The sequence below is a fragment of the Vibrio sp. S/42/10 genome, assembly GCF_029890535.1.
In the GTDB taxonomy this organism is placed as follows: Bacteria; Pseudomonadota; Gammaproteobacteria; order Enterobacterales; family Vibrionaceae; genus Vibrio; species Vibrio cyclitrophicus.
In genome coordinates this window covers 128,760-150,718 of record NZ_JAKMZC010000004.1, presented here as the reverse complement: position 1 = coordinate 150,718, position 21,959 = coordinate 128,760, and the positions used below count along the sequence as shown (strand labels likewise).

The 21,959-nt window shown below is 44.0% G+C and carries 17 protein-coding genes and 2 tRNA genes; 11 read left to right on the top strand and 8 right to left on the bottom strand.

Annotation, left to right across the window (positions count from 1 at the left end; all coding sequences use genetic code 11):
- Positions 1 to 105 precede the first annotated feature (105 nt).
- On the bottom strand, positions 106 to 1,110 hold the full coding sequence (gene yejK / locus L8S15_RS06490) for a nucleoid-associated protein YejK (RefSeq protein WP_016769066.1): 1,005 nt from the start codon (positions 1,108 to 1,110) through the stop codon (positions 106 to 108).
- Between the two features lie 84 nt (positions 1,111 to 1,194).
- Between yejK and L8S15_RS06485 the strand changes: the two genes are divergently transcribed.
- From L8S15_RS06485 to L8S15_RS06470, 4 genes are all read left to right on the top strand, one after another.
- Entirely contained in the window at positions 1,195 to 1,422 is a 228-nt protein-coding gene (locus tag L8S15_RS06485) for a YejL family protein (RefSeq protein WP_010437090.1), read from the top strand.
- A gap of 28 nt (positions 1,423 to 1,450) precedes the next feature.
- The gene (locus tag L8S15_RS06480; protein ID WP_010437089.1) at positions 1,451 to 3,253 is read left to right on the top strand and encodes a DUF3413 domain-containing protein; all 1,803 of its coding nucleotides are present in this window, start codon (positions 1,451 to 1,453) and stop codon (positions 3,251 to 3,253) included.
- Between the two features lie 138 nt (positions 3,254 to 3,391).
- Positions 3,392 to 3,482: transfer RNA gene (locus L8S15_RS06475), tRNA-Ser, on the top strand.
- Positions 3,483 to 3,852: 370 nt separating this feature from the next.
- Positions 3,853 to 3,943: transfer RNA gene (locus tag L8S15_RS06470), tRNA-Ser, on the top strand.
- A gap of 97 nt (positions 3,944 to 4,040) precedes the next feature.
- Here the strand turns inward: L8S15_RS06470 and L8S15_RS06465 are convergent.
- Positions 4,041 to 6,164 carry a methyl-accepting chemotaxis protein gene (locus L8S15_RS06465; RefSeq protein WP_010437088.1) on the bottom strand — a complete coding sequence of 708 codons (2,124 nt, stop codon included), beginning with the start codon at positions 6,162 to 6,164 and terminating at the stop codon, positions 4,041 to 4,043.
- A 207-nt stretch (positions 6,165 to 6,371) separates the two neighbouring features.
- Positions 6,372 to 7,292, bottom strand: coding sequence for a histone deacetylase (locus tag L8S15_RS06460; protein ID WP_010437086.1), 921 nt, complete (start codon positions 7,290 to 7,292; stop codon positions 6,372 to 6,374).
- A gap of 259 nt (positions 7,293 to 7,551) precedes the next feature.
- Between L8S15_RS06460 and L8S15_RS06455 the strand changes: the two genes are divergently transcribed.
- Together L8S15_RS06455 and L8S15_RS06450 are read left to right on the top strand one after the other, a co-directional pair.
- Positions 7,552 to 8,238, top strand: a complete 687-nt coding sequence (locus L8S15_RS06455; RefSeq protein WP_280572130.1) for an SDR family oxidoreductase — start codon at positions 7,552 to 7,554, stop codon at positions 8,236 to 8,238.
- Entirely contained in the window at positions 8,216 to 9,247 is a 1,032-nt protein-coding gene (locus L8S15_RS06450; RefSeq protein ID WP_010437083.1) for a DUF3080 domain-containing protein, read from the top strand. Before L8S15_RS06455 ends, L8S15_RS06450 begins: the two co-directional genes overlap by 23 nt.
- Positions 9,248 to 9,265: 18 nt before the next feature.
- Here L8S15_RS06450 and L8S15_RS06445 read toward each other — a convergent pair whose 3' ends face one another.
- The 3 genes from L8S15_RS06445 to L8S15_RS06435 form a co-directional block, all read right to left on the bottom strand.
- A complete protein-coding gene (locus tag L8S15_RS06445) occupies positions 9,266 to 11,257 on the bottom strand; it encodes a DNA topoisomerase III (RefSeq protein ID WP_010437081.1) in 1,992 nt (663 codons plus the stop codon).
- Positions 11,258 to 11,372: 115 nt separating this feature from the next.
- Entirely contained in the window at positions 11,373 to 11,921 is a 549-nt protein-coding gene (locus L8S15_RS06440) for an NAD(P)H nitroreductase (RefSeq protein ID WP_016796118.1), read from the bottom strand.
- A 199-nt stretch (positions 11,922 to 12,120) separates the two neighbouring features.
- The gene (locus L8S15_RS06435; protein WP_016769081.1) at positions 12,121 to 14,130 is read right to left on the bottom strand and encodes an NADPH-dependent 2,4-dienoyl-CoA reductase; all 2,010 of its coding nucleotides are present in this window, start codon (positions 14,128 to 14,130) and stop codon (positions 12,121 to 12,123) included.
- A 278-nt stretch (positions 14,131 to 14,408) separates the two neighbouring features.
- Here L8S15_RS06435 and sppA point away from each other — a divergent pair, with 278 nt between their 5' ends.
- Both sppA and ansA read left to right on the top strand, forming a co-directional pair.
- Positions 14,409 to 16,259, top strand: a complete 1,851-nt coding sequence (gene sppA / locus L8S15_RS06430; RefSeq protein WP_010437076.1) for a signal peptide peptidase SppA — start codon at positions 14,409 to 14,411, stop codon at positions 16,257 to 16,259.
- Positions 16,260 to 16,377: 118 nt separating this feature from the next.
- The gene (gene ansA, locus L8S15_RS06425) at positions 16,378 to 17,394 is read left to right on the top strand and encodes an asparaginase (RefSeq protein WP_010437068.1); all 1,017 of its coding nucleotides are present in this window, start codon (positions 16,378 to 16,380) and stop codon (positions 17,392 to 17,394) included.
- Between the two features lie 253 nt (positions 17,395 to 17,647).
- Here ansA and L8S15_RS06420 read toward each other — a convergent pair whose 3' ends face one another.
- The gene (locus tag L8S15_RS06420; RefSeq protein WP_016798144.1) at positions 17,648 to 17,929 is read right to left on the bottom strand and encodes a DUF1315 family protein; all 282 of its coding nucleotides are present in this window, start codon (positions 17,927 to 17,929) and stop codon (positions 17,648 to 17,650) included.
- A gap of 115 nt (positions 17,930 to 18,044) precedes the next feature.
- Here L8S15_RS06420 and L8S15_RS06415 point away from each other — a divergent pair, with 115 nt between their 5' ends.
- Positions 18,045 to 18,851, top strand: coding sequence for a DUF2989 domain-containing protein (locus L8S15_RS06415; protein WP_016798147.1), 807 nt, complete (start codon positions 18,045 to 18,047; stop codon positions 18,849 to 18,851).
- Between the two features lie 170 nt (positions 18,852 to 19,021).
- On the opposite strand, the gene msrB is transcribed toward L8S15_RS06415, so the two are convergent.
- The gene (gene msrB / locus L8S15_RS06410) at positions 19,022 to 19,420 is read right to left on the bottom strand and encodes a peptide-methionine (R)-S-oxide reductase MsrB (RefSeq protein ID WP_010437061.1); all 399 of its coding nucleotides are present in this window, start codon (positions 19,418 to 19,420) and stop codon (positions 19,022 to 19,024) included.
- A gap of 358 nt (positions 19,421 to 19,778) precedes the next feature.
- On the opposite strand from msrB, the gene gap reads away from it, so the two are divergent.
- Positions 19,779 to 20,774: a type I glyceraldehyde-3-phosphate dehydrogenase gene (gene gap, locus L8S15_RS06405; RefSeq protein WP_009848658.1), complete on the top strand. Its 996-nt coding sequence runs from the start codon at positions 19,779 to 19,781 to the stop codon at positions 20,772 to 20,774.
- 239 nt (positions 20,775 to 21,013) lie between these two features.
- Positions 21,014 to 21,898: a D-hexose-6-phosphate mutarotase gene (locus L8S15_RS06400; RefSeq protein WP_016769082.1), complete on the top strand. Its 885-nt coding sequence runs from the start codon at positions 21,014 to 21,016 to the stop codon at positions 21,896 to 21,898.
- Positions 21,899 to 21,959: the final 61 nt, after the last annotated feature.

Sequence of the window (21,959 nt, the reverse complement as noted above, 5' to 3'; positions counted from 1 at the left end):
TATATTCCTTGTGCGTGTCGTCGATAAGCCATTATCCTGGCTAAGAATACCAAGCACAAAACAAGCGACAGCATCCTGCTGTCGCTTTTCACCATTAACTCAGGACTATGACTTATTGCGAGTCAGTTGGTCACGTAAGTTAGGTGGTGTGCCTTTAATGGTTAGTGTGTCAGTCTCTGGATCGTAAAAGATACGTTCACCAAGAAGTAGACTATCAAAACTAACATTCAAACCGCCACCAGCACCAACAAATTTTGTTAGTTTACGCATAGTTGCGCGATCAGCTGGAAAACTTTCTTCTAACTCGTAGCCTTGCTCACTAGTATAGTCAAAGAAGCTTGTGCCATCAGTGCTCGCTGGCAGTTCTCCAGAAAGCTCACGAACTTGAACCTCATCACCCGCTTTTAGCTGTTCGTTACAGTAATCCGCAACTTGCTTTTTGTAGCTGATCGCTTCTTCTTTCTCTAACTTAGAGTCAGAAACAAAATCTTCTACTGCTTGCATCAATACCTGGTTTTGTTGCTTGGCGTCTAAACCCACTTCAGCTTGTAGAAAATCTAAGAAGAAATCTGCGACTTTACGACCAACACGCCCCTTTATATAAGTAAGGTAACGGTTTGACTCTTTGTCTGTATCGTATGTTGAAAGATCAAGGCGTGCCACGATGTCCATCTTTGAAATATCAAGATAGTCAGTCGCGCTAATGTCGAGACCTTCTGTGACTTTCAAACTTTGGTTCGAAGGCAGTAAGCCAATGAAAAGGTAGTCTGTTGCCAGTGATTGATATTCAGCTAACACCAACGTGCCTTCATCAGCAAATGGATACTTTGAAAGTTCATCTTTTAGACGTAGAGCACTTTTTTGAGAGAAATCATAGAAACTTTGCTCCCCAGCTCGAAATTCATGCAACGACTGCTGGAATTCGCTGTCGGATTTGAAAGAACCAAACCCTTTGCCTGCTTTTGAGTTGAACACGCGGTGAAGCTCAGCCACTAGGCTTTCAGATGAAGCATCGTTCTCTAGAGATTCAGCACGATAGTTAACAATCAGCTCTTCCTGATCGTTCTTGCTTAGTTGGTGTAAAATTACGTTGGAAAGGTGAAGGCTCATAGTGAAAATATTACCGTTCAGGTTTCAGTTGTCATGCATAGTAGGTTATCATAAGCCGCTTTTACTATCATTATTAGAGTCCTTATGCCGATTATATCTAAATACACAGATGCACAAGTTGAAAAAATCCTAGCTGAAGTGGGTGCTGTTCTATCTAAGCACAAAGCTTCACCAGAACTTTCACTGATGATCGCTGGAAATATCGCAACCAATGTCTTAAATCAGAACGTTGCTGCTTCACAACGCAAAGGAATTGCTGAAAAATTTGCCGAGGCTTTAATTTCTTCTCTTGAAGATAAAAAGTCTCACTAAATTTGATTGACGGATAAAAGAATTATAAATGGTAGACAGCGCAAACTCATATAGCGATCGTGTATCTCGACTGGTTGGTTGGGGTCATTGGTTTGCATTTTTCAACATCATTGCGGCGATGTTGATCGGTACTCGTTATATTACTCAATCGGCTTGGCCTGAAACCCTATTGGGTCAGTTTTATTTAGCTGCATCGTGGGTTGGTCATTTTGGCTTTTTAGTCTTCGCTCTCTATCTATTAGTGCTGTTCCCACTCACTTTTATTCTTCCGTCGAGGAAGTTACTACGTTTGGTTGCCGTTTGCTTCGCGACCATAGGTTTAACTGTCCTGTTAATTGATACCCAAACGTATCAAAATATAAACCTCCACCTGACACCTGTCGTGTGGGAGGTTTTATTCAGTGGCGAGGAATCTGCATTCACTTCTGATTTGCAGCACCTGTTCATTGTTATGCCGCTCATCTTCTTATTACAGCTAGGCCTATCTGAATGGGTTTGGCGTAAGCAACGTAAACTGTCTCATAAGCACATCGGCCGACCAATTACGGCAGTGTTCTTTTTGTGTTTCATCAGTAGCCACCTAACTTATATGTGGGCTGATGCGTTTTTCTATAATCCAATTACAAGCCAAAAAGCCAACTTCCCACTGTCTTACCCTATGACAGCGAAAAGCTTTATGGAAAAACATGGCCTACTAGACCGTGAAGAGTACCTCCAGCGCTTAGAAGAGAACAAAGAAAACGTAAATCTAGTTAGCTACCCGCTAGAAAAGATTCAATACAATCGACGCAGTGATGATCTCAACATCCTGATGGTCAGCGTAAATAACCTGCGTTCTGATGCGCTAAACGCTGCAGCAATGCCAAACAGCTACGCTTTCTCTCAACAAGCAATCAACTTTACTAACCATTACAGTTCTAGTAATGACATGTTTGGTATTTTTGGCTTGTTCTATGGGCTGCCAAGTAGCTACTCAAGCAGCATCCGAGCTCAAGGCTCAAATGCCGTACTGTTCGATGTTTTAGACAATCATAATTATAAGTTCGCAGCATTCAGTGGCGATAATTTCGACGATCCACTTTACTCGGAAATCATTTTCCGTGGTCGTGATGTTATGCCAGAGCAAGCAACTTATGATGACCAAAGTGCTATCCAAGCTTGGTCTGATTGGGTGCAATCACCAGACACTAAGGGTCCTTGGTTCAACTTTATTGAGCTAACGACACTCGACAACTTTTCGAATTACGATGCAAGCTCTGATCCTGCGTTAAGTACTGAAGAGCGCTTTGCGGCCGATTACAAAAAATCAGCACAAGCAGCCGATAGCCAGTTAGCGACTATTTACGCGGAATTAGAACGCCTAGAGCTTAGCGATAATACTGTAGTGGTCATCACTTCGAATCACGGTACTGAATTTAACGAAACCAAGACAAACAGCTGGGGTGCAAACTCGAACTACAGTCGCTATCAGTTGCAGGTTCCTTTAGTTATCAGCTGGCCAGGTAAGTCTCCCTCTGAGTACACACATCGTTCAAGTCACTTAGATGTGTCTGTCACATTGATGCAAGAACTACTGGGTGTGTCTTCAAACCCAACAGACTTCAGCAGCGGTCGCAGCCTGTTTGATGAGCGTAAGAGAAAATGGATACTAGCGGGCGATTCTCGTGAATTGGCGCTTGTTACCGACAAGCAAACAACAGTGCTCGACAAGTTTGGCAACTATAAACTGTACGACCAGGATTATAAGCGCTTAAAAGACGTAAGCCCGCGCTTACCAGTGTTGATGCAAGGCCTAACTGAGCTACAGCGTTTCTACACAAAAAATGACTAAATGATCATCAATTAAAAAAGGGAAGCCAACGGCTTCCCTTTTTTATTGCCATCAATGATTAGAAAACAAGCAACAAAACAAAATTATGTAAATTAAGGGTTTACAAGATCCTCCGCCCCTTATATTATTCACGCCACTGGAGGGATGGCTGAGTGGTCGAAAGCACCGGTCTTGAAAACCGGCAACCGTTAATAGCGGTTCTAGGGTTCAAATCCCTATCCCTCCACCACATTAAAGAAAGCCGCTGAGAAATCAGCGGCTTTTTTGCATCTGAAGTTTATGCCCAAACTTGCAAGCCTTCGCCCTAATCATTTGAAAATCTCAAGCTTCAAGTTCTCGCTATATTTATTCTCCTCCCCTAAGTTCCACCCATCGTGGTAAATAACTGATCACTCTAGCGAATGAAGAAACTCGATAACTGCGTTAGGGCTTTTGATTGCAAATACTCGCTTATCAGGAATAAACTGAACTTTTCATCGAAAATAACGCGCAAAAAATTACCAATAGAAATAAAAATATTAAAAAGCGTTCATAAAAAAAGCAGTCAGTTGGTAAGGGTATTTACAAGCGAAAGCCAGCCTTATATTATACGCGCCATTGGAGGGATGGCTGAGTGGTCGAAAGCACCGGTCTTGAAAACCGGCAACCGTTAATAGCGGTTCTAGGGTTCAAATCCCTATCCCTCCACCACATTAAAAAAAGCCGCTGAGAAATCAGCGGCTTTTTTGTATCTAAGGTTTATGTATCTAAGTTGAAGCTTATGCACTCAACTTATCAAGCCTGTGCATCAAGCAACTTTTCTGCTCACTTCAAAGCGTCCGATTAATTGATCCAATCGGCTTAACGCATTCCCCATTAAAGACACTCTACGTGCTAATTGTTTAGTAGAGAGTTGCAAGTCAGATATAGACCGTTGTGCCTTATCGGCAGTTTGCCCATTCTGCTGACTATTTTCATCTAGGTTAGACATCGTGGTAAAGAGCTCAGAAACCGCCGCTTGAATTTGTTCACTGCGAGCGTTTGAGTCTACTGTTAAGTTTCCTTTACTCACATTCTCAACGCCTTGCTCCATAGACTCAACAGCACTACGAGACTTACTATGTAGCTCTTTCATTAGGTCACTAATATGATTAGCGGCTTGGGATGTCCGGTCAGCCAGAGTTCTGACTTCAGATGCGACGACAGAGAATCCTCTCCCGTGTTCACCCGCTCTTGCCGACTCGATGGCCGCATTCAAGGCTAAAAGATTAGTCTGCGCGGTAATGTCAGTAATGATGTCTATAATGTCAGACACTTTGGACATTTCATTATTCACCTCATTAACACTGTTCGCTGAGCTTTCTACGATATTCCGAACAATCTCCATACCTTCGACAGACTGATTGTATTCCTCTTCCGCATTAAGAACAGCTTGCTTCATTACCACATCCATTTGCGTTGCCGATACAGTCGCATGGGTAATTTCACTCTGTTGATACTGACTCAATTGCAGCATATTACTTAACGCCTGTGATGCCTCGTCGCTAGTTTGGCTCATTACCACACTGCGGCGGAACATAGACTCTGAAACTTCTCTGACTTCATGACTAGCATGAACCAACTCACTAACCGTATTATCCAAATTATCGATAAAACTGTTGGTCCAACGCCCCAAATTACCAAGTTCATTATGACTGAATGTGGTTGGGTCGAGTCTCCGACTTAAATTGCCATCGCCTTCCGCTAAGGTTTGCATTACCCCTGTCATCTCATGAACTTTATCCGCTAACGGTTTGGCGCTGATCCATCTGAATAAGCCTAAGCTCACTATTGCGCAAGCGAACATAAGGCCACTTTGTAAGTAAGGCGAAAGTGAATAAAGGTTGGAGAGCAATAACGGAATAAAGATGGGTAACGACATACACCCGATAAAATGCTTAGATAGGGTATAACTCAAGCTTCGGTCTCTATAGACTTCTTCCAAATCGGATTCACACATCATCCCAAAGGTGTCTGGAGATCCGTCCAGCTGAAATGTAAGTCCTTTTCCAATAACCGGTATATGACGGTAGTCTGAATAACCGGGGTATCCAACAAACAGGTTGCTGCCATTTTCAATGGTTTCCCTGACCCCCGGATGAAGTTGATTAGTGGCCGGATCGGTAAAGCGAATTTCGAACTCAGTGTGTTGTTGAATCTTGACCGTTCCCCAGTCAGTACTGATTCCTTGCTTTAAATTCTCACCATGAGAAAAAGTGTTATCTTCAAAACGAGAGCGAGATAGTGCAACACCTGGTTGAATATGTGGATCATGAATCGAGTCCACCATAAAGATATAGTTATCACCCGACTCACTGTAGATATGCCCAGCTTCTCGTTGAATGATATCGCTAATCACATCATTGGGCACTCTGCCACACAAGAACTGCTGTGTGTTATCGTCTCGAGAGAACGGCACATAAAACATCAATGTGACTTGGTCATGAAACGAAGAGCTTGATGCTCCTACATTCAAAGTGCGCGAGTCCATATACGGCCCGTGTAGATAGCGCTGCTTTGCATTTGATATTGCTTTTTTATCTCCGATAGCAATACCCACATGCTCTTGAAAACTCGAAGCTTGTGCGATGCCTTTGCCATCAATGATCGCTAACTCAGAAAAATCCGAACTGCGTTTGAGCAGGCTCGCTAACGTATCCTCAGCTTGTTCTTCATTTCGACTCGCTAAATAAACAGCAGAGTCCTCTAGGAAATCCCATTGATTCTTGACCCAATTGTGAAGCAGTTTAACGCGAGTGTGAGCGATGCTTTCAAATGCTTGCTCAAGCTCTCTTGTTCTACTTCGATTTAGAAAACAGGCTCTTCGCATTGCCAGTTTACCTGTCACACCAAACCAATTAAGCCAACTGCGTTCCTTGTCCGTCAGGTTCATTTACATCCCTTGTATTTTTTATAGACACAGAGGATAAGCAATTTATAGACCATAAATAGTCGCAAAAATAAGTAACTATCCAATAAGAAAGTACATTATTTAAGCCAAACTGGTGTAATTCCATGTCTTTTTTGGTGCGGGCGCGAACCATTATGGTGCAAGGGGTTTTTAGATAGCCGGTTTCTTTAATAGGTTTTTGGGGGACGTTTAACCATAAATTTCATAAGCTGCTTTCAATAATTGCATGTGAATAGGAACCAGATCTTGATGCTGAGTCCGATATCCACCACCAACCACACACGCCATAGGAATAGACTCTAATTTCGCGAGACTGACCATCAAACAGTCGCGCTCAAATATCCCTTGTGTCGAGACATTCAAATAGCCCAGCTCATCGTCTTGGTGAATATCAATGCCCGCATCATAAACGATCAGATCAGGTTGGTGATGAGCAATAGCCAACTTGGTAACTTGTTCGAAACAGCGCAGAAACTCTTCATCTCCGGTTTCACGGCTTAATGGCACATCCAAATCGGATAGCGGTTTACGTGCAGGAAAGTTTTTATCGCAATGGAACGATAGAGTAATAATATCGTCATTCTCTTGGCATAGAGTCGCTGTACCATCACCATGATGAACATCGCTGTCGACGATAAGCACTTTATCGATATGTTCAAAGGTCAGCGCATGTTTTGCCGCTAACACCAGATCGTTCAACAAACAAAAGCCGCTACCAAAATCATGGTGTGCGTGATGATAACCACCACTCAAATGAATCGCGAAACCACTCTCTATCGCCATTTCAGCGGCCAAGCAAGTTCCACCGCTTGAGTAGAGTGTTCTCTCAATAAGTTGTTCACTCCATGGGAAACCGATGCGTCTCATTTTCGCCGCGGGCAAATTACCTGAAATAAGCAAATCCACATACTCACTATCGTGAACCTGTTTTACCTGTTCAACCGAAACCGGCATTGGTTGGAAGACTTCAAACTGACTCTTCCATAGAGGATCGCTATCCATTAGTGCTTCAACAGCACCGTGTAACAACTGATATTTGTTGATTGGGTAGCGGTGCCCTTCTGGCAAAGGTAACTGCGAATAAATTGGGTGGTAAATTAAAGGAATCATAATCAGGCTAATTGCGTATTTTTATCAAAATCATAACAGCCTCAGACTTGGCGACAACCCCAAATAATGATAACAATTATCATTACCTAGAATTATATTCAAAGACCACTATGAAAAACGTAATACTCCTCTTTGGGGTGATCTGCAGGTCCATAGCATCAGTAATGATTTTGTGGAAATGATGATGGCCAGTTGGTGGACCGTTGCTTTTCTTGTGTTAAGCAATCAAACTTAACTAATTGACCTGAAAGGAATCACCATGAGCGTTATTTTTATTACTGGAGCGAACCGCGGCATTGGCTTAAGCCTGACTCAACAATACTTGAAAGGTAATCACAAGGTGTACGCAACTTACCGTGACGCCTCTTCAGCCAAAGGCCTGATCTCACTTGCAGACCACAACACCAACCTAACCTGCATTCAGTTAGAAATAACCGATTACCAAGCGGTGAGCCAACTTCCCTCTCAAATTCCTGCGATCGATATATTGATTAACAATGCTGGCTACTACGGGCCAAAAGGCTACGGTCTGGGCAATACCGATGTTGAAGAGTGGCGCCGTGTTTTTGAAGTCAACACCATTGCGCCATTGAAACTTGTCGAAACGCTATTACCTGTTCTAGAAAACAGTGACGTGAAAAAGGTCGCTTGCTTATCTTCTCGAGTGGGCAGCATGACAGAAAACACCTCTGGCGGCGGCTACATCTATCGTTCCTCTAAAGCCGCGCTAAACTCCGTGGTGAAGAGCTTAAGCAACGACTTAACCAATAACGGCTTCACTGTATTAGCACTGCATCCAGGCTGGGTACAGACAGAAATGGGCGGGCCGAATGCTCTGATCGACACTGACATTTCTGCTTCTGGCCTTATTGAAGTCATCGAGTCAGCGAATACCGAAGTCAGTGGTCGCTTCTTCAATTTCGATGGCAGCGAAATCGACTGGTAACCCACAGATGAATGTAGGCCCTCTCTCAAACCTAGTAAAGCACTCAGCGCTGTTTTGTCTGACGGTGATGCTAGCTGGCTGCTTCAGTGATGGCCCCGGAGACTTATTCGACGACTACCAAACCAAGATAGCCAGAGTACAAGATGTTGACGAGATAAAAGAGGAATGGGAATTTGAAAACCTACCGAGAAAAAGAGAACTGTTGATTGACGTGCCATCGCTTTCTATCGGTCTCATCGACAGTTACCAGCTTCGTCAGTGTGGATTGTTCAACCTGATTGCAGAAAGAAACTCCGTACTTGGAAAAGTCGCCGACGAGTTTCGCAATTATGATTATCAAGTCGCCCTACTTGCAGGTGTTGGGAAATGTTTATCCGGTAGAGAATTAGACTCTGAGGTCGTAGAACTACTCAAAGAAATCGAGCAGCAAAAACTCGCACAATTTCCACTGCACCAATGGAATCTCATCTATGCAAGCGATGCCATGCAGTCACAAATGCGTGGTAGTCAGTGGTTACGTGCAGATGTCGGCGATCAGGTACGACAAACCAGTGATGCATTAGGACATATCAATCAAGCGTTAAACACATCGCTCGTTTCGGGCAAAACCATTGAGGTTCAAGAAGTATTAGAGAAGAGTTCGACCCTTGGGGATTTGTATTACTCACTCGCTCGTGCATCGGTTGAGCTTGATACCATCACCAAGCAACTCACTACTTTCGATGACAGTATAATCTGTGGTAAACAACGAGACACCACTAAGTTTCGCTATCTCAACAATGTGTTCGAGCAGCAATATATAGGCAAAGTTCAGCCCTACATGGCGCAGCTGGATGGCTACTATCAGCAGTTAGCCCCGCAACTAGGGATGTTTGACGCGCAACCTGAACTGCACAATTATTACTTTCCCATTCAAGATGCACATCAGGCCTTTCGATCATCAACTCGTCGCCACGTGGACTATTGGCAGCAGCTGTTTAAGCGCTGCGGACGAAAGGTCGGGCGCTAATCCTAACCTCAATAAGTCTTAGCTTTTAGTGCCCTTCTTAGCGTAAGTCCCTTTTTTAGCATACGTACCTTTGTTAGCAGAAGACTTCGCACCACCGCCTTTGCGACGTTTAAAAGCCGGTCTTTCGACTTTAGGAAGATGACGCAGAGACTCAGGAACTTCGCCTGTTTTTACCTTGCCCATCAAACCATCAATCTTGCTTTCTAGCGCTTGCATGAAAGGTTGATACGCTTGATTTCGTTCAGCCATGCCTTGCAACTGATGCTCCCAGTGAGCTGTCATGTCGGGAAAGGTCGAGTCCTCAGGTAAAGCATGAATCAAACCTCTGCCCGCAGGGCTACTATGAATGCTTTTACCTTGGCGCGTTAGCAGTTGCCTTTTGAATAGAGTATCTAAAATGCCCGCACGGGTTGCTTCTGTGCCAAGGCCGTCGGTCTCTTTCAAAATGGCTTTAAGGTCTTTGTTCGCGACAAAGCGCGCGATACCTGTCATCGCTTGTAGCAAAGTCGCTTCCGTGAAGTGTTTTGGCGGCTCGGTTTTCTTATCGCCAATCACACCTTCACGACACGTCAACACAGAACCTTTATCTAGCGGTGGAACCGCATCAGTTCCATCCCCCTTCTCTTCGGTATCTGTTTTACCCATCAACGCCTTCCAACCAGGGTTAATAAGCTGACGCCCTTTCGCAATGAACACGCCACCAGCAATATCAAAGACTAACTTGGCATCGGCAAAAATAGCAGGTGGGTAGAATTGCATTAGATACTGACGAGCGATTTGCTGATAGATCTTCATCTCATTGGCAGATAGGCCGTTCACCGATGACTTTTTCGGAGTAGGAATTATCGCGTGGTGAGCGTCGACCTTGCTGTCGTTCCATGCTTTGGATTTAAGAGAAAGGTCCGCACCTTGAGCACCACTTTGCAGCTCTTTCGCATTGTTAGCGATAGCATCCACGACCGACTCTCGTTGTGAGTAGTGATCTTTCGGTAAATAGCGGCTATCAGAACGCGGGTAAGTGATGAGTTTGTGTTTCTCGTACAACGACTGACACGTATCTAACACCTGCTGAGCACTCATACCAAAACGCTTAGACGCATCAATCTGCAGTGCTGACAGCGAATAAGGCAGTGGCGCAGCTTGTTTACTTTGTTTTTGCTCTGATTCCGTTACCGTCGCGGGTTGATTCGCAATTCGGTTAGCCACGTTCTCAACCAGCTTTCGATTGAGCACTCGGCCTTCTTCATCTTGCCATGGTTTACATGCTTCGCTTGGTTTCCAACGCGCTCGAATATCAAAGCTCTGGCCGTTGTTTTGATAAGGGATCAAAGCGTGCAGAGTGAAGTAATCTTTAGGAATGAAATTCTCAATTTCTTCATCACGTCTTACAACCAAACCAAGTACTGGCGTTTGCACTCGCCCTACCGACAACACGCCTTGGTAACCCGCCTTTTGACCCAGCAAGGTGTAAGCTCGGGTCATGTTCATGCCATACAGCCAATCGGCTCTAGAGCGTGCTAAAGCAGAAATAGACAGTGGAATAAAGTCTCGGTTACTGCGCATTTGAGAGAGCGCACGCTTTACCGCTGGTAAGTTCAAATCGCTGATCAGCAGCCTGTCCATCGACTCTTTCTTGGCCTTGGATACCTTGCAATAGTCGATCACTTCATCGACTAGCAGTTGCCCTTCTCTATCTGGGTCACCCGCATGGACAATTTGTGTGGCGTCCTTCAATAGCTTTCGGATCACCGTAAGCTGTTTGCTTGAAGTCTTACGCGGTCTCAGTTGCCATTGCTCTGGCACAATAGGCAGATCAGCTAAGTTCCACTTCTTATAACGGTCATCATAAGCATCCGGTTCAACCTGTTCCAATAAGTGTCCAATGCACCAAGTCACCACGTCCCCATTTCCACATTTGATAAACCCTTGGTCTTTCTTCTGTGGATTCGGTAATGCGGCGGCAATCGCGCGGCCTAGGCTTGGTTTTTCAGCAATGATAAGACGAGACATGTTTTTCCAGGTGCTACAAACAATTAGGGCCACATTATCTAATGTGGCCCTAATAAATCAAGAAAAACTGGTTGTTTATACAGTTAGCATTCCACTATTCAAGCTTCAGCTTTCTTTATAAGAACTCGACGAACTTTGAGAAGTCACGTTCTGGCGCTTTCATTGGTGTACAGCCCGGAGTACCCAAATATAAAAAACCAACAATTTCATCGTCGCCTTCTAGACCAAACGCTTGGTGTACTTCTGGGTGGAACATCCACTTACCTGAGCGCCAAAAACCTTGGAAACCTTGCGCGACAGCGGCCATTTGCATTGCTTGTGCAGCGCAACCCGCAGACAGGTGTTGTTCGAACGCTGGCACTTTTTCGTGCTCAGTTACCTTTGCGATGATTGTGATCACCATTGGAGCTCGAAACGGCGCTTTCTTTACTTTCTCAATCACCGCTTCTTCGCTTTGGTCAGCTTGTGCTGCACGAACTAAAATGTCAGAGAGTTTTTGTAAACCTGAACCTTGCGCGATAACAAAACGCCAAGGTGTCAATGCACCATGGTCTGGAGCTCGTAAGCCCGCTTTGATGATATTTTCTAACGCGACACCTTCAGGTGCTGGATCAGAGAGTTTGGCGATTGAGCGTCTGTTGAGCAATAGATCCAAAGCATCCATTTGAAGTCCTTACTAATTCTTTATTATTTATATACTTGAACTGTAGCATAAAATGCAAACGATAATAAATCTCAACGACAGTCCATTTGAAATAATAGTTAGTGCTACTAGAAACAATAAAGGCTCCTAAATCTGTGACTTAGGAGCCTTATTTACCTTTCAATCTACAGCGAGTTGAGCAAAGTCATTCAACTGTTTTCTAAAGCTTAATAGCCAACTCTACACCTTGGCGAATTGCACGCACCGCGTCCAGTTCACCTGCATAATCAGCACCGCCTATCACGTGCAGTTTGCCGCCAAACTCTTGCCACATGTCTTCGAATGGACGAACAGAAACTTGCCCCGCACATACAATAACGGAATCGGCATCGAGTACCTGCTCTTTCTTACCAACGCTGATGTGCAGACCTTGGTCGTCAATCTTGCTGTAGCTCACGCCGCCAAGTAAGTTAACACCACGTTTTTCCAATGTGCGTTTATGAATCCAACCTGTAGTCTTACCCGGACCTTTACCGACACGACCTGCTTTACGTTGCATCACCCAAACGGTCTTATCGCTAAATGAATCAGGATAAGGGTAAAGCCCACCTGGGTGCTCCATATTCTTATCAATGCCCCACTCATGTAGCCAGTCGTCCAAGCTGTGAGAAGTCGGCTCGGTCAGCATAGTTGCCACATCAATACCAATACCACCGGCACCAACAATTGCAACTTTTTCGCCTACTGGTGTCTTTTCGCGAATCAAGGTTTGATAGTCGACTACGTTTTCTTGATCGATGCCTTCAATATCAAGCTTTCTTGGTTCAACACCAGCAGCCATCACAACTTCATCGTACTTCAACAGCATTTCAAACGTTGCTTCAGTATCAAGTTTCAGATTCACGCCTGATGCATCAATTTGGTTAGCAAAGTAACGAATGGTTTCTCTGAACTCTTCTTTACCCGGAATCTGCATTGCCAATCTGAATTGGCCGCCGATACGATCGTTTTTCTCAATCAAGTCAACCTTATGTCCACGTTGTGCCAAGGTCGTAGCACAAGCTAAACCAGCAGGCCCAGCACCAACAACAGCAATCGTTTTGGTCGCTTCGGCAGGCTGAACAATAATTTCAGTTTCATAACAAGCACGTGGGTTAACTAAACAACTCGCTCTTTTACCTTTAAACACGTTATCAAGGCAGGCTTGATTACAGCCGATACAAGTATTAATAAAACGCGCTTGATCTTGAGCGGCTTTATTGACGAAGTCTGGATCAGCCAAGAAAGGACGAGCCATGGAGACCATATCCGCCTGCCCGGAACTGAGAATGCGTTCTGCTTCTTCAGGCGTATTAATTCGGTTACAGGTAATCACCGGAATAGAAACGTGAGGTTTTACTTTTTCCGTCACCCAAGAGAATGCGCCTCTTGGCACTTGTGTCGCGATGGTCGGAATACGAGCTTCATGCCAACCGATGCCGGTGTTGATAATGGTGACACCCGCTTCTTCGAGTTTTTGAGCCAACAGCACAACATCTTCAAAGGTACTGCCTTGCTCAACCAAATCCAGCATCGACAGTCTAAAAATAATAATGAAATCATCACCAACCGCTTCACGAATCGATTTGACTACCTCTAACGGGAAGCGCATGCGTTTTTCATACGAGCCACCCCATTCATCGTAACGCATATTGGTACGCTTACAGATGAATTGGTTAATCAGGTACCCCTCAGAACCCATGATCTCAATGCCATCATAGCCAGCAACTTGCGCCAACTCAGCACTATTGGCAAAGGCACCAATGGTCTTTTTAATTTGGCGAGGGCTCATCTCACTCGGTGCAAACTTAGCGATCGGCGCTTTAATGCCAGAAGCACTCTGCGCGAAGGGGTGCATTGCATAGCGACCAGCATGCAACAACTGAAGAGCAATTTTACCACCATGCTTATGTACGGCTTCAGTAACAACTTGGTGCGCTCTAGCGTGCTTAACTTTACTAAATTCAGCACTGAATGGGGTTAATCTGCCACGTAAATTAGGAGAGAAACCACCGGTAACAATAAGGCCAACGCCTCCTTTTGCTCGCTCTTCATAAAATGCGGCGAGTTTGTGCAGGCCTTCTTTATTTTCTTCTAAACCTGTGTGCATTGATCCCATCAATACACGGTTACGTAACTGAGTAAATCCAAGATCGAGTGGTTCAAGTAAATGTGGGTACATGGCAGACATCACTTCTATTATTTTATCCTTGTGGTCTGACCACATTATAGTTCAATCACCAAAATTTCAAACAACCGTTTACATTTTTGTAACACCGATCATAATGCAGGCCGCATTAATCGTTCAACACCCCTAATATGACTACACTTAATGAGAATATATATCGATTAACAATTCTTGGTGTAGTTTGAGCTAGGGAATTATCGTAGGATACTAAGCAGTTCATATTATTGAGATTAATAGTACTGCTGCTTGTTAAAGCGACGTGATCTCACTGCGGAGACAGAATGAAAAAAATATTCAAATTTATAGGCATGATCTTTAAAGGGATTTGGAAGCTCATCACGTTTGTGCGTCTTGCGCTTGTTAACCTCTTCTTTTTACTCAGTATCGCCATCATCTACTTTGTGTACTTTCACTCAGATACGACTCAACCGACAGTCCCACAACAATCGGCTCTAGTGCTTAACCTTTCTGGTCCGATTGTCGAACAAAGTCGCTACATTAACCCAATGGATTCCGTAACAGGTTCATTACTGGGTAAAGACCTTCCAAAAGAGAACGTCCTGTTTGATATCGTTAAAACGATTCGCTATGCCAAAGATGATGATAACGTCACCGGTATCGTTCTTGCGCTCAGAGAATTGCCAGAAACCAACCTAACTAAACTTCGTTACATTGCTAAAGCGCTAAATGAATTTAAGGCAACGGGTAAACCTATTTATGCAGTGGGTGATTTTTACAACCAAAGCCAATATTACTTAGCCAGCTACGCCGATAAAGTCTTCCTATCACCAGACGGTGGTGTGCTCCTTAAAGGTTACAGCGCTTACTCACTTTACTACAAAAGCTTATTAGAGAAGCTAGACGTGAACACACATGTGTTCCGTGTGGGTACTTATAAGTCTGCAATAGAACCTTTCATTCGCGACGATATGTCGGATGCTGCCAAAGAGTCCGCTTCTCGTTGGTTAAGCCAACTATGGGGAGCCTATGTTGATGACGTGAGCAACAACCGTCAGATCGATGCTAAAACGCTGAACCCAAGCATGGACTCTTTCTTAAAAGACCTTGAATCAGTAGATGGCGATATTGCAAAACTGGCAGAGAAGTTAGGGTTAGTCGACGAACTAGCAACTCGCCAGCAAGTTCGACTTGAGCTTGCTGATGTATTCGGTAGTGATGGTCAAGACAGCTACAACGCACTTGGCTACTACGAGTACCGAACAACCATGCTTCCTGATCTAACAAGCGAGTCACACGATGTTGCGGTGATTGTTGCCAGCGGCGCGATTATGGATGGTAAACAACCACGTGGTACGGTTGGTGGTGATACAACTGCAGCCCTACTTCGCCAAGCGCGCAACGACGATCAAGTGAAAGCGGTAGTACTTAGAGTAGATAGCCCAGGTGGCAGTGCATTTGCTTCAGAAGTGATCCGCAATGAAATAGAAGCGATCAAACAAGCAGGTAAGCCAGTCGTCGTTTCGATGTCTAGCCTTGCTGCTTCTGGTGGTTACTGGATCTCAATGGGCGCAGACAAGATCCTAGCTCAACCAACCACGCTGACCGGTTCGATTGGTATCTTCAGCGTCATCACAACTTTCGAGAAAGGCTTGAATGACATTGGCGTTTATACTGACGGTGTTGGAACTTCACCTTTCTCTGGCCTAGGTATAACCACCGGATTAAGCGACGGTGCGAAGGATGCATTCCAAATGGGTATTGAAAATGGTTACCGTCGTTTCATCAGCTTGGTTGGAGAAAATCGAGGTATAGAAGTTGATGCTGTCGACAAGATCGCTCAAGGCCGAGTATGGACAGGTCAAGATGCGATGCAAAAAGGACTCGTGGATGAAATCGGTGATTTTGACGATGCAATCGCGGCAGCAGCTTCACTAGCAGACCTTGAAACCTACAACATCTATTGGGTAGAAGAGCCACTCTCTGCCACTGAACAATTTATTCAAGAATTTATGAATCAAGTTCAGATGTCGATAGGCCTAGATATCCAATCAATGATACCGAGCAGTTTACGACCTGTTACTCAGCAGTTAGCCCAAGATAGCCAGTTGTTAGGCAACTTTAACGACCCACAAGGCCGATATGCTTTTTGCTTAAACTGCCAAGTTCAATAAGTTAAACCAATAACTCAATAATCAAGAGGCGCCTCTGTGTAAGGCGCCTCTTTTTATTGCATGATAATTCGCTATAATCGCCTCCCTGTTCCCTATATCACACTAAGTATTAATCGCCATGGAAAGAAAACACATCTATATCGCGTATACCGGCGGCACAATTGGCATGCAGAAGTCTATTGATCACGGCTATGTTCCTGTCGCTGGTTTTATGGATAAGCAGCTAGCAGGTATGCCAGAGTTTCATCGTCCAGAGATGCCTGAATACACCATTCATGAATACTCTCCATTGATGGATTCTTCCGATATGACGCCACTTGATTGGCAAACTATCGCTGATGATATTCGCGCGAACTACGATAAGTACGATGGTTTCGTTATCCTGCATGGTACAGACACTATGGCTTACACGGCTTCGGCGCTGTCTTTCATGCTTGAAAACCTAGGCAAACCTGTGATTGTTACGGGCTCTCAGATCCCACTAGCTGAACTTCGTTCAGATGGACAAGCAAACCTGCTGAATGCGTTACACCTTGCAGCTAACTACCCTATCAATGAAGTAACCCTGTTCTTCAACAACAAGTTGATGCGCGGTAACCGCAGTACAAAATCACATGCAGATGGCTTCAATGCCTTTACGTCGCCAAACCTAAGCCCATTGCTTGAAGCAGGTATTAATATCCAGCTTAGCAATAACGTAAAAGTCAACGAACAACCTGAAGGAGCTTTCAAGGTTCATAACATTACGCCGCAACCCATCGGCGTAATCACTATGTATCCAGGCATCTCACATGAAGTAATCCGCAACACGCTGCTACAGCCTGTTAACGCGATGATCCTACTGACTTTTGGTGTCGGTAATGCACCACAAAATCCAGAGCTGCTTCAGCATCTGAAAGATGCGTCAGAGCGTGGTGTGATTGTGGTGAATCTAACGCAATGTTTGGCAGGTAAAGTCAACATGGGCGGTTACGCAACAGGATGTGCACTTGCAGAAGCTGGCGTAGTTAGTGGCTTTGATATGACGCCAGAAGCGGCGTTGGCTAAGCTACACTACTTATTAAGCCAAAACCTAAGCTATGAAGAAGTGAAGGCTCAGATGCTACAAGTGCTTCGTGGTGAGATGAGCTTATAAGCTTGTTTTGCTGTGGATTGAGCCAAGATCTTCGTGTTGGTAATAAGTTTCATGGTTAACAATAGGTTTCGTAGTCAATAGGAGCTTTCGTCGTTAACAGGAGCTTTCATCATACAAAGAAAGCTCCGCGAGAGCATGAACCTTCAATGGGTTCAAAAGTATTTAACGTGAGCTAAATCGTTTAACTGCTTATAAATAAGCGGCTTAAAATTAAAAGGGGTGGCACAGTGCCACCCCTTTGTTGTAATTTAGCTTAGTGATTCGGGTTGACCCTAACAATATCTTCTTGGTCTGACTTAAACTGTTTTTTCAGTTCAGACTTAGATTTAAAGCTAATTTCACCACCAGCTGCAATTGTCATATGTTGAGCTTCAGAGTTATATTTAGATTGGTATAACATCACCGCCTGCATACACGAGTCGCGCTGTTCTTTTGAGAGCGCCGTACCTTCTGGCCATTTACCTGTTTCAACAGCGTAGGTTAAACGTTCGTAGACTTCGGGAGTCATTGCGCTAAGAAGTTGTTCTGCATCCATGGTAAAAAGCCTTAGTTTTAACAATTTTCACCAGAAAATAACCCGTAACGAAATTGAGTCAAGAACCTGACCGAAAATAAGTGTATTTGATCACAAGTGAAGGAATATGAAAATTATGAAATGGTTGGCGGTTGGCATATTGCCTTTCACTCTGGTTGGGTGCCTTGAAGGAAACAAAAACACGGATCAGCTATGCCAAAGTAACCCAACGTTACAATGTGAGCTGCTGAACATGAACGACGGACAATGTCGTGTTGCACGTACCGACCTCATATGGCATCGATTTGAAGTTCAAAAACAACCAACCGAAACCAATAAGATTAAAGAATTCGAGTTAGTCACTGCATATAAAAAGTGTTTAGAACTTGCCGCACAGATCGAGACCATTGACCAATCCCAACTTCAAGAACGTCGCTTTACGGCATTAATGCACAGTATTGAAGAGTCAGAACGAATCGTTAGTGAGCTATCTCAATCAGACACCCCAGAAACACTCTACTTCTTGTGGTCACAAAATGGTGATACTAATGCAAGACGCAGCTTCTTACAGTTAGAAGGAACTGAAGCATTAAATACGGCGGAGATGCAATATGCTCTAGCGACTTTCTATACCACGAGAGATCATGCCAAGACATTGAAGCTACTCAATAATGCGCTAACCTTGTCGAATAACTCGGTTGTTAATACTGAGATATTTAAGTCCATGGCTAGCATCAATCACAGCTTAGGTCATAGAGAAAAGGCGTACGTATGGGCAATGGTAGCCAAAGAGTTTGATGTGCCGATTGCTTCTGAAGCGGAGTTGGCCGTTCTCTATAACTTCGACGCCCCAAGATACAAGCAGTTAAATAAAGACGCAGACAAAATTGTCGAAGCCATTGAAGATGGGGTTTACAGCCCTTCGGTCGTTCCTAATTACTGATCGAACACTTATTGATTTCTAACCTAGACTTCCTATTCATCAGCCTAAAAAAACAGCTACCTTTCTGGTAGCTGTTTTTATTTGTACTAGAATTAATTCTGAAATCTTGGGCAGTTCAGTATTCCTAAATCGGCAAATGCAATCTGTAAGGATTAAACAATAGTTACAAGTTATTTCGTAATTTTGTCATTTTTGTTGAAAATTAACGACACTGAATTAACACAGAAGCGCTCGCCAGTTGTCTGTGGGCCATCAGGGAAAACGTGACCTAAATGGCTATCACAAGCAGTACAACGGATCTCTACACGCTTCATTCCGTGACTTAGATCTTCTATATAGCGTACCGCTTCATCATTCACTGGGGCGTCAAAACTAGGCCATCCACACCCAGAGTCATATTTGTTATCCGACAGAAACAAAGGGCTTTCACAGCATGTGCAGCTATAGACACCCGTCTTCTGATTATGCAGTAACTTACCGCTATAAGGGGCTTCAGTTCCACGTAGACGACACACTTCAAATTCATCGTCTGATAGGCGTTCACGCCAGTATTCATCAGGCTTTAACATATTTCCTTCCTTTTGAATCACGTTAATATCTCTCCACATTCTCATTTATTATATTTACTTTTTACCATAAAGGCTTGCATATGAGTCGTTTTGTAGCACATACTTTCTCACCAGGAAACATTGTACATATACACTCATAAGTGAATCATCATTTAGGGGTATTTTACCCAACTGGAAGGGTACAGAGCCACTCGCAATGGTCAATTTTCAACCACTTACACCCAATTGTTAAGAAAAGCGTCGCTTTTTTTTGACATTAAACAAGTTAAGTCGGATTATCTATTGCAGATGTATACTGGATTCTGTAATTTTACTACCAGTTATCTTTAATCAGAAATTAAGTTGTGGAGCAACTACAATGACTATCAAAGTAGGTATTAACGGTTTTGGCCGTATCGGCCGTTTCGTATTCCGCGCAGCTCAAGAGCGTGCAGACATCGAAGTAGTAGGTATTAACGATCTAATCGACGTAGAGTACATGGCATACATGCTTAAGTACGACTCAACTCACGGCCGTTTCAACGGTACTGTTGAAGTTGAAGGCGGTAACCTAATCGTTAACGGTAAAACTGTACGTGTTACAGCTGAGCGTAACCCAGAAGACCTTAAGTGGGATGCTATCGAAGTAGACGTAGTTGCTGAAGCAACTGGTCTTTTCCTAACTGACGAGACTGCACGTAAGCACATCACTGCTGGCGCTAAGAAAGTAGTTCTTACTGGTCCTTCTAAAGATGCAACTCCAATGTTCGTAATGGGCGTTAACCAAGCATCTTACGCTGGTCAAGACATCGTTTCTAACGCTTCTTGTACTACTAACTGTCTTGCACCTATCGCTAAAGTACTTAACGATAAGTGGGGCATTGAGTCTGGTCTTATGACTACAGTTCACGCTACTACAGCAACTCAAAAAACTGTAGATGGTCCTTCTGCTAAAGACTGGCGCGGTGGCCGTGGTGCTTCTCAAAACATCATCCCATCTTCAACTGGTGCTGCTAAAGCTGTAGGCGTTGTTCTTCCAGAACTAAACGGCCTTCTAACTGGTATGGCTTTCCGTGTACCAACTGCTAACGTATCTGTAGTTGACCTAACTGTTAACCTAAAAGAAGCTGCATCTTACGAAGAAATTTGTGCTGCAATGAAAGAAGCTTCTGAAGGCGAAATGGCTGGCGTTCTTGGTTACACTGAAGACCAAGTAGTATCACAAGATTTCATCGGTGAAGTTCAAACTTCAGTATTCGATGCTAAAGCTGGTGTTGCTCTAACTGACAAATTCGTTAAAGTTGTATCTTGGTACGACAACGAAATCGGTTACTCAAACAAAGTTCTAGACCTAATCGCTCACATCTCTAAGTAATTTCTTTTTAGAAATCGCTTTAGACAAGCATTAGCGAAGACTTTCATTGAGAAAGACTTTGAAAAAGGCGACCTTAGTGTCGCCTTTTTAATACCTGCTATATTTTGAGCGTCTTTTGAATGAAGTTGATTAAAAAACAACGAAGTTCAATTCTAATACTGTCTGAGCTTGTTACTCGTCATATCACAAGCATCACTCTAGTCAGCATTTGAATTCAATTTCCTTAGAAGGATCATGTAATGGATTTATCTACTCTACCCACACTGACTGTACTTTCTGACAACGTGACTATCGTAGAACACGAAGGCGTAAAACTAGTTCGCGTTATCCACGATAAAGCAAACGCAGCCATTTCATTGTTTGGCGGCCATGTCGTGTCATTCCAACCACAAGGCCAAGAAGACCTAATTTGGATGAGTCAACAAGCTAAGTTTGATGGCAAAACGGCTCTACGTGGCGGTATTCCGGTATGTTGGCCTTGGTTTGGTCGCATTGCAGCACCTGCTCATGGTTTTGCACGCTCAAGCGAATGGCAATTAGTTGAGCACCGTGAAAGCGAAGCGGGTGTGATAGTAAGCTTAGGTCTAAAGCCAAACGAAGAGACGTTAACTGTCTGGCCTCATCAATTCGATGCTCGTTTGAATGTTGAAATCGGCGAGCAACTAAAAGTGACCTTGGATGTGAAGAACACTGATTCTCAGCCATGGACTTTCTCAGGTGCGCTGCACTCTTACCTAAACGTTGGAAATATTCACAACACAACCACGACAGGTATGGGCGCTGAATACATTGATAGCCTACAAGGTGGTAAGATCTGCCAAGGTGGTTCTGAGCTTGTCCTGACTGACACCATCGATCGTGTTTACACACAACCAGAAGCGCAAATTTTTGTTGCTGACAAAAAATTGGATCGCACTTTAACGGTTGAGAACCACGGTCATAACTCTGCTGTATTATGGAACCCGTGGGCTGAAGGCGCTGCGAGTATGGGCGATATGCAAGACGACGGTTACCTCACTATGATGTGTGTAGAATCAACGCTGCATGCACCAAGCCTAGAAGCAGGTAAAACGTTACAGCCAGGCGAGAGCCACCAACTGATTACGGTTATCTCTTCGAATTAAGCGTCTAGCTAATTCGAAGAAAAAACAATAAATGCAGCCTTCACAAGCTGCATTTTTTATT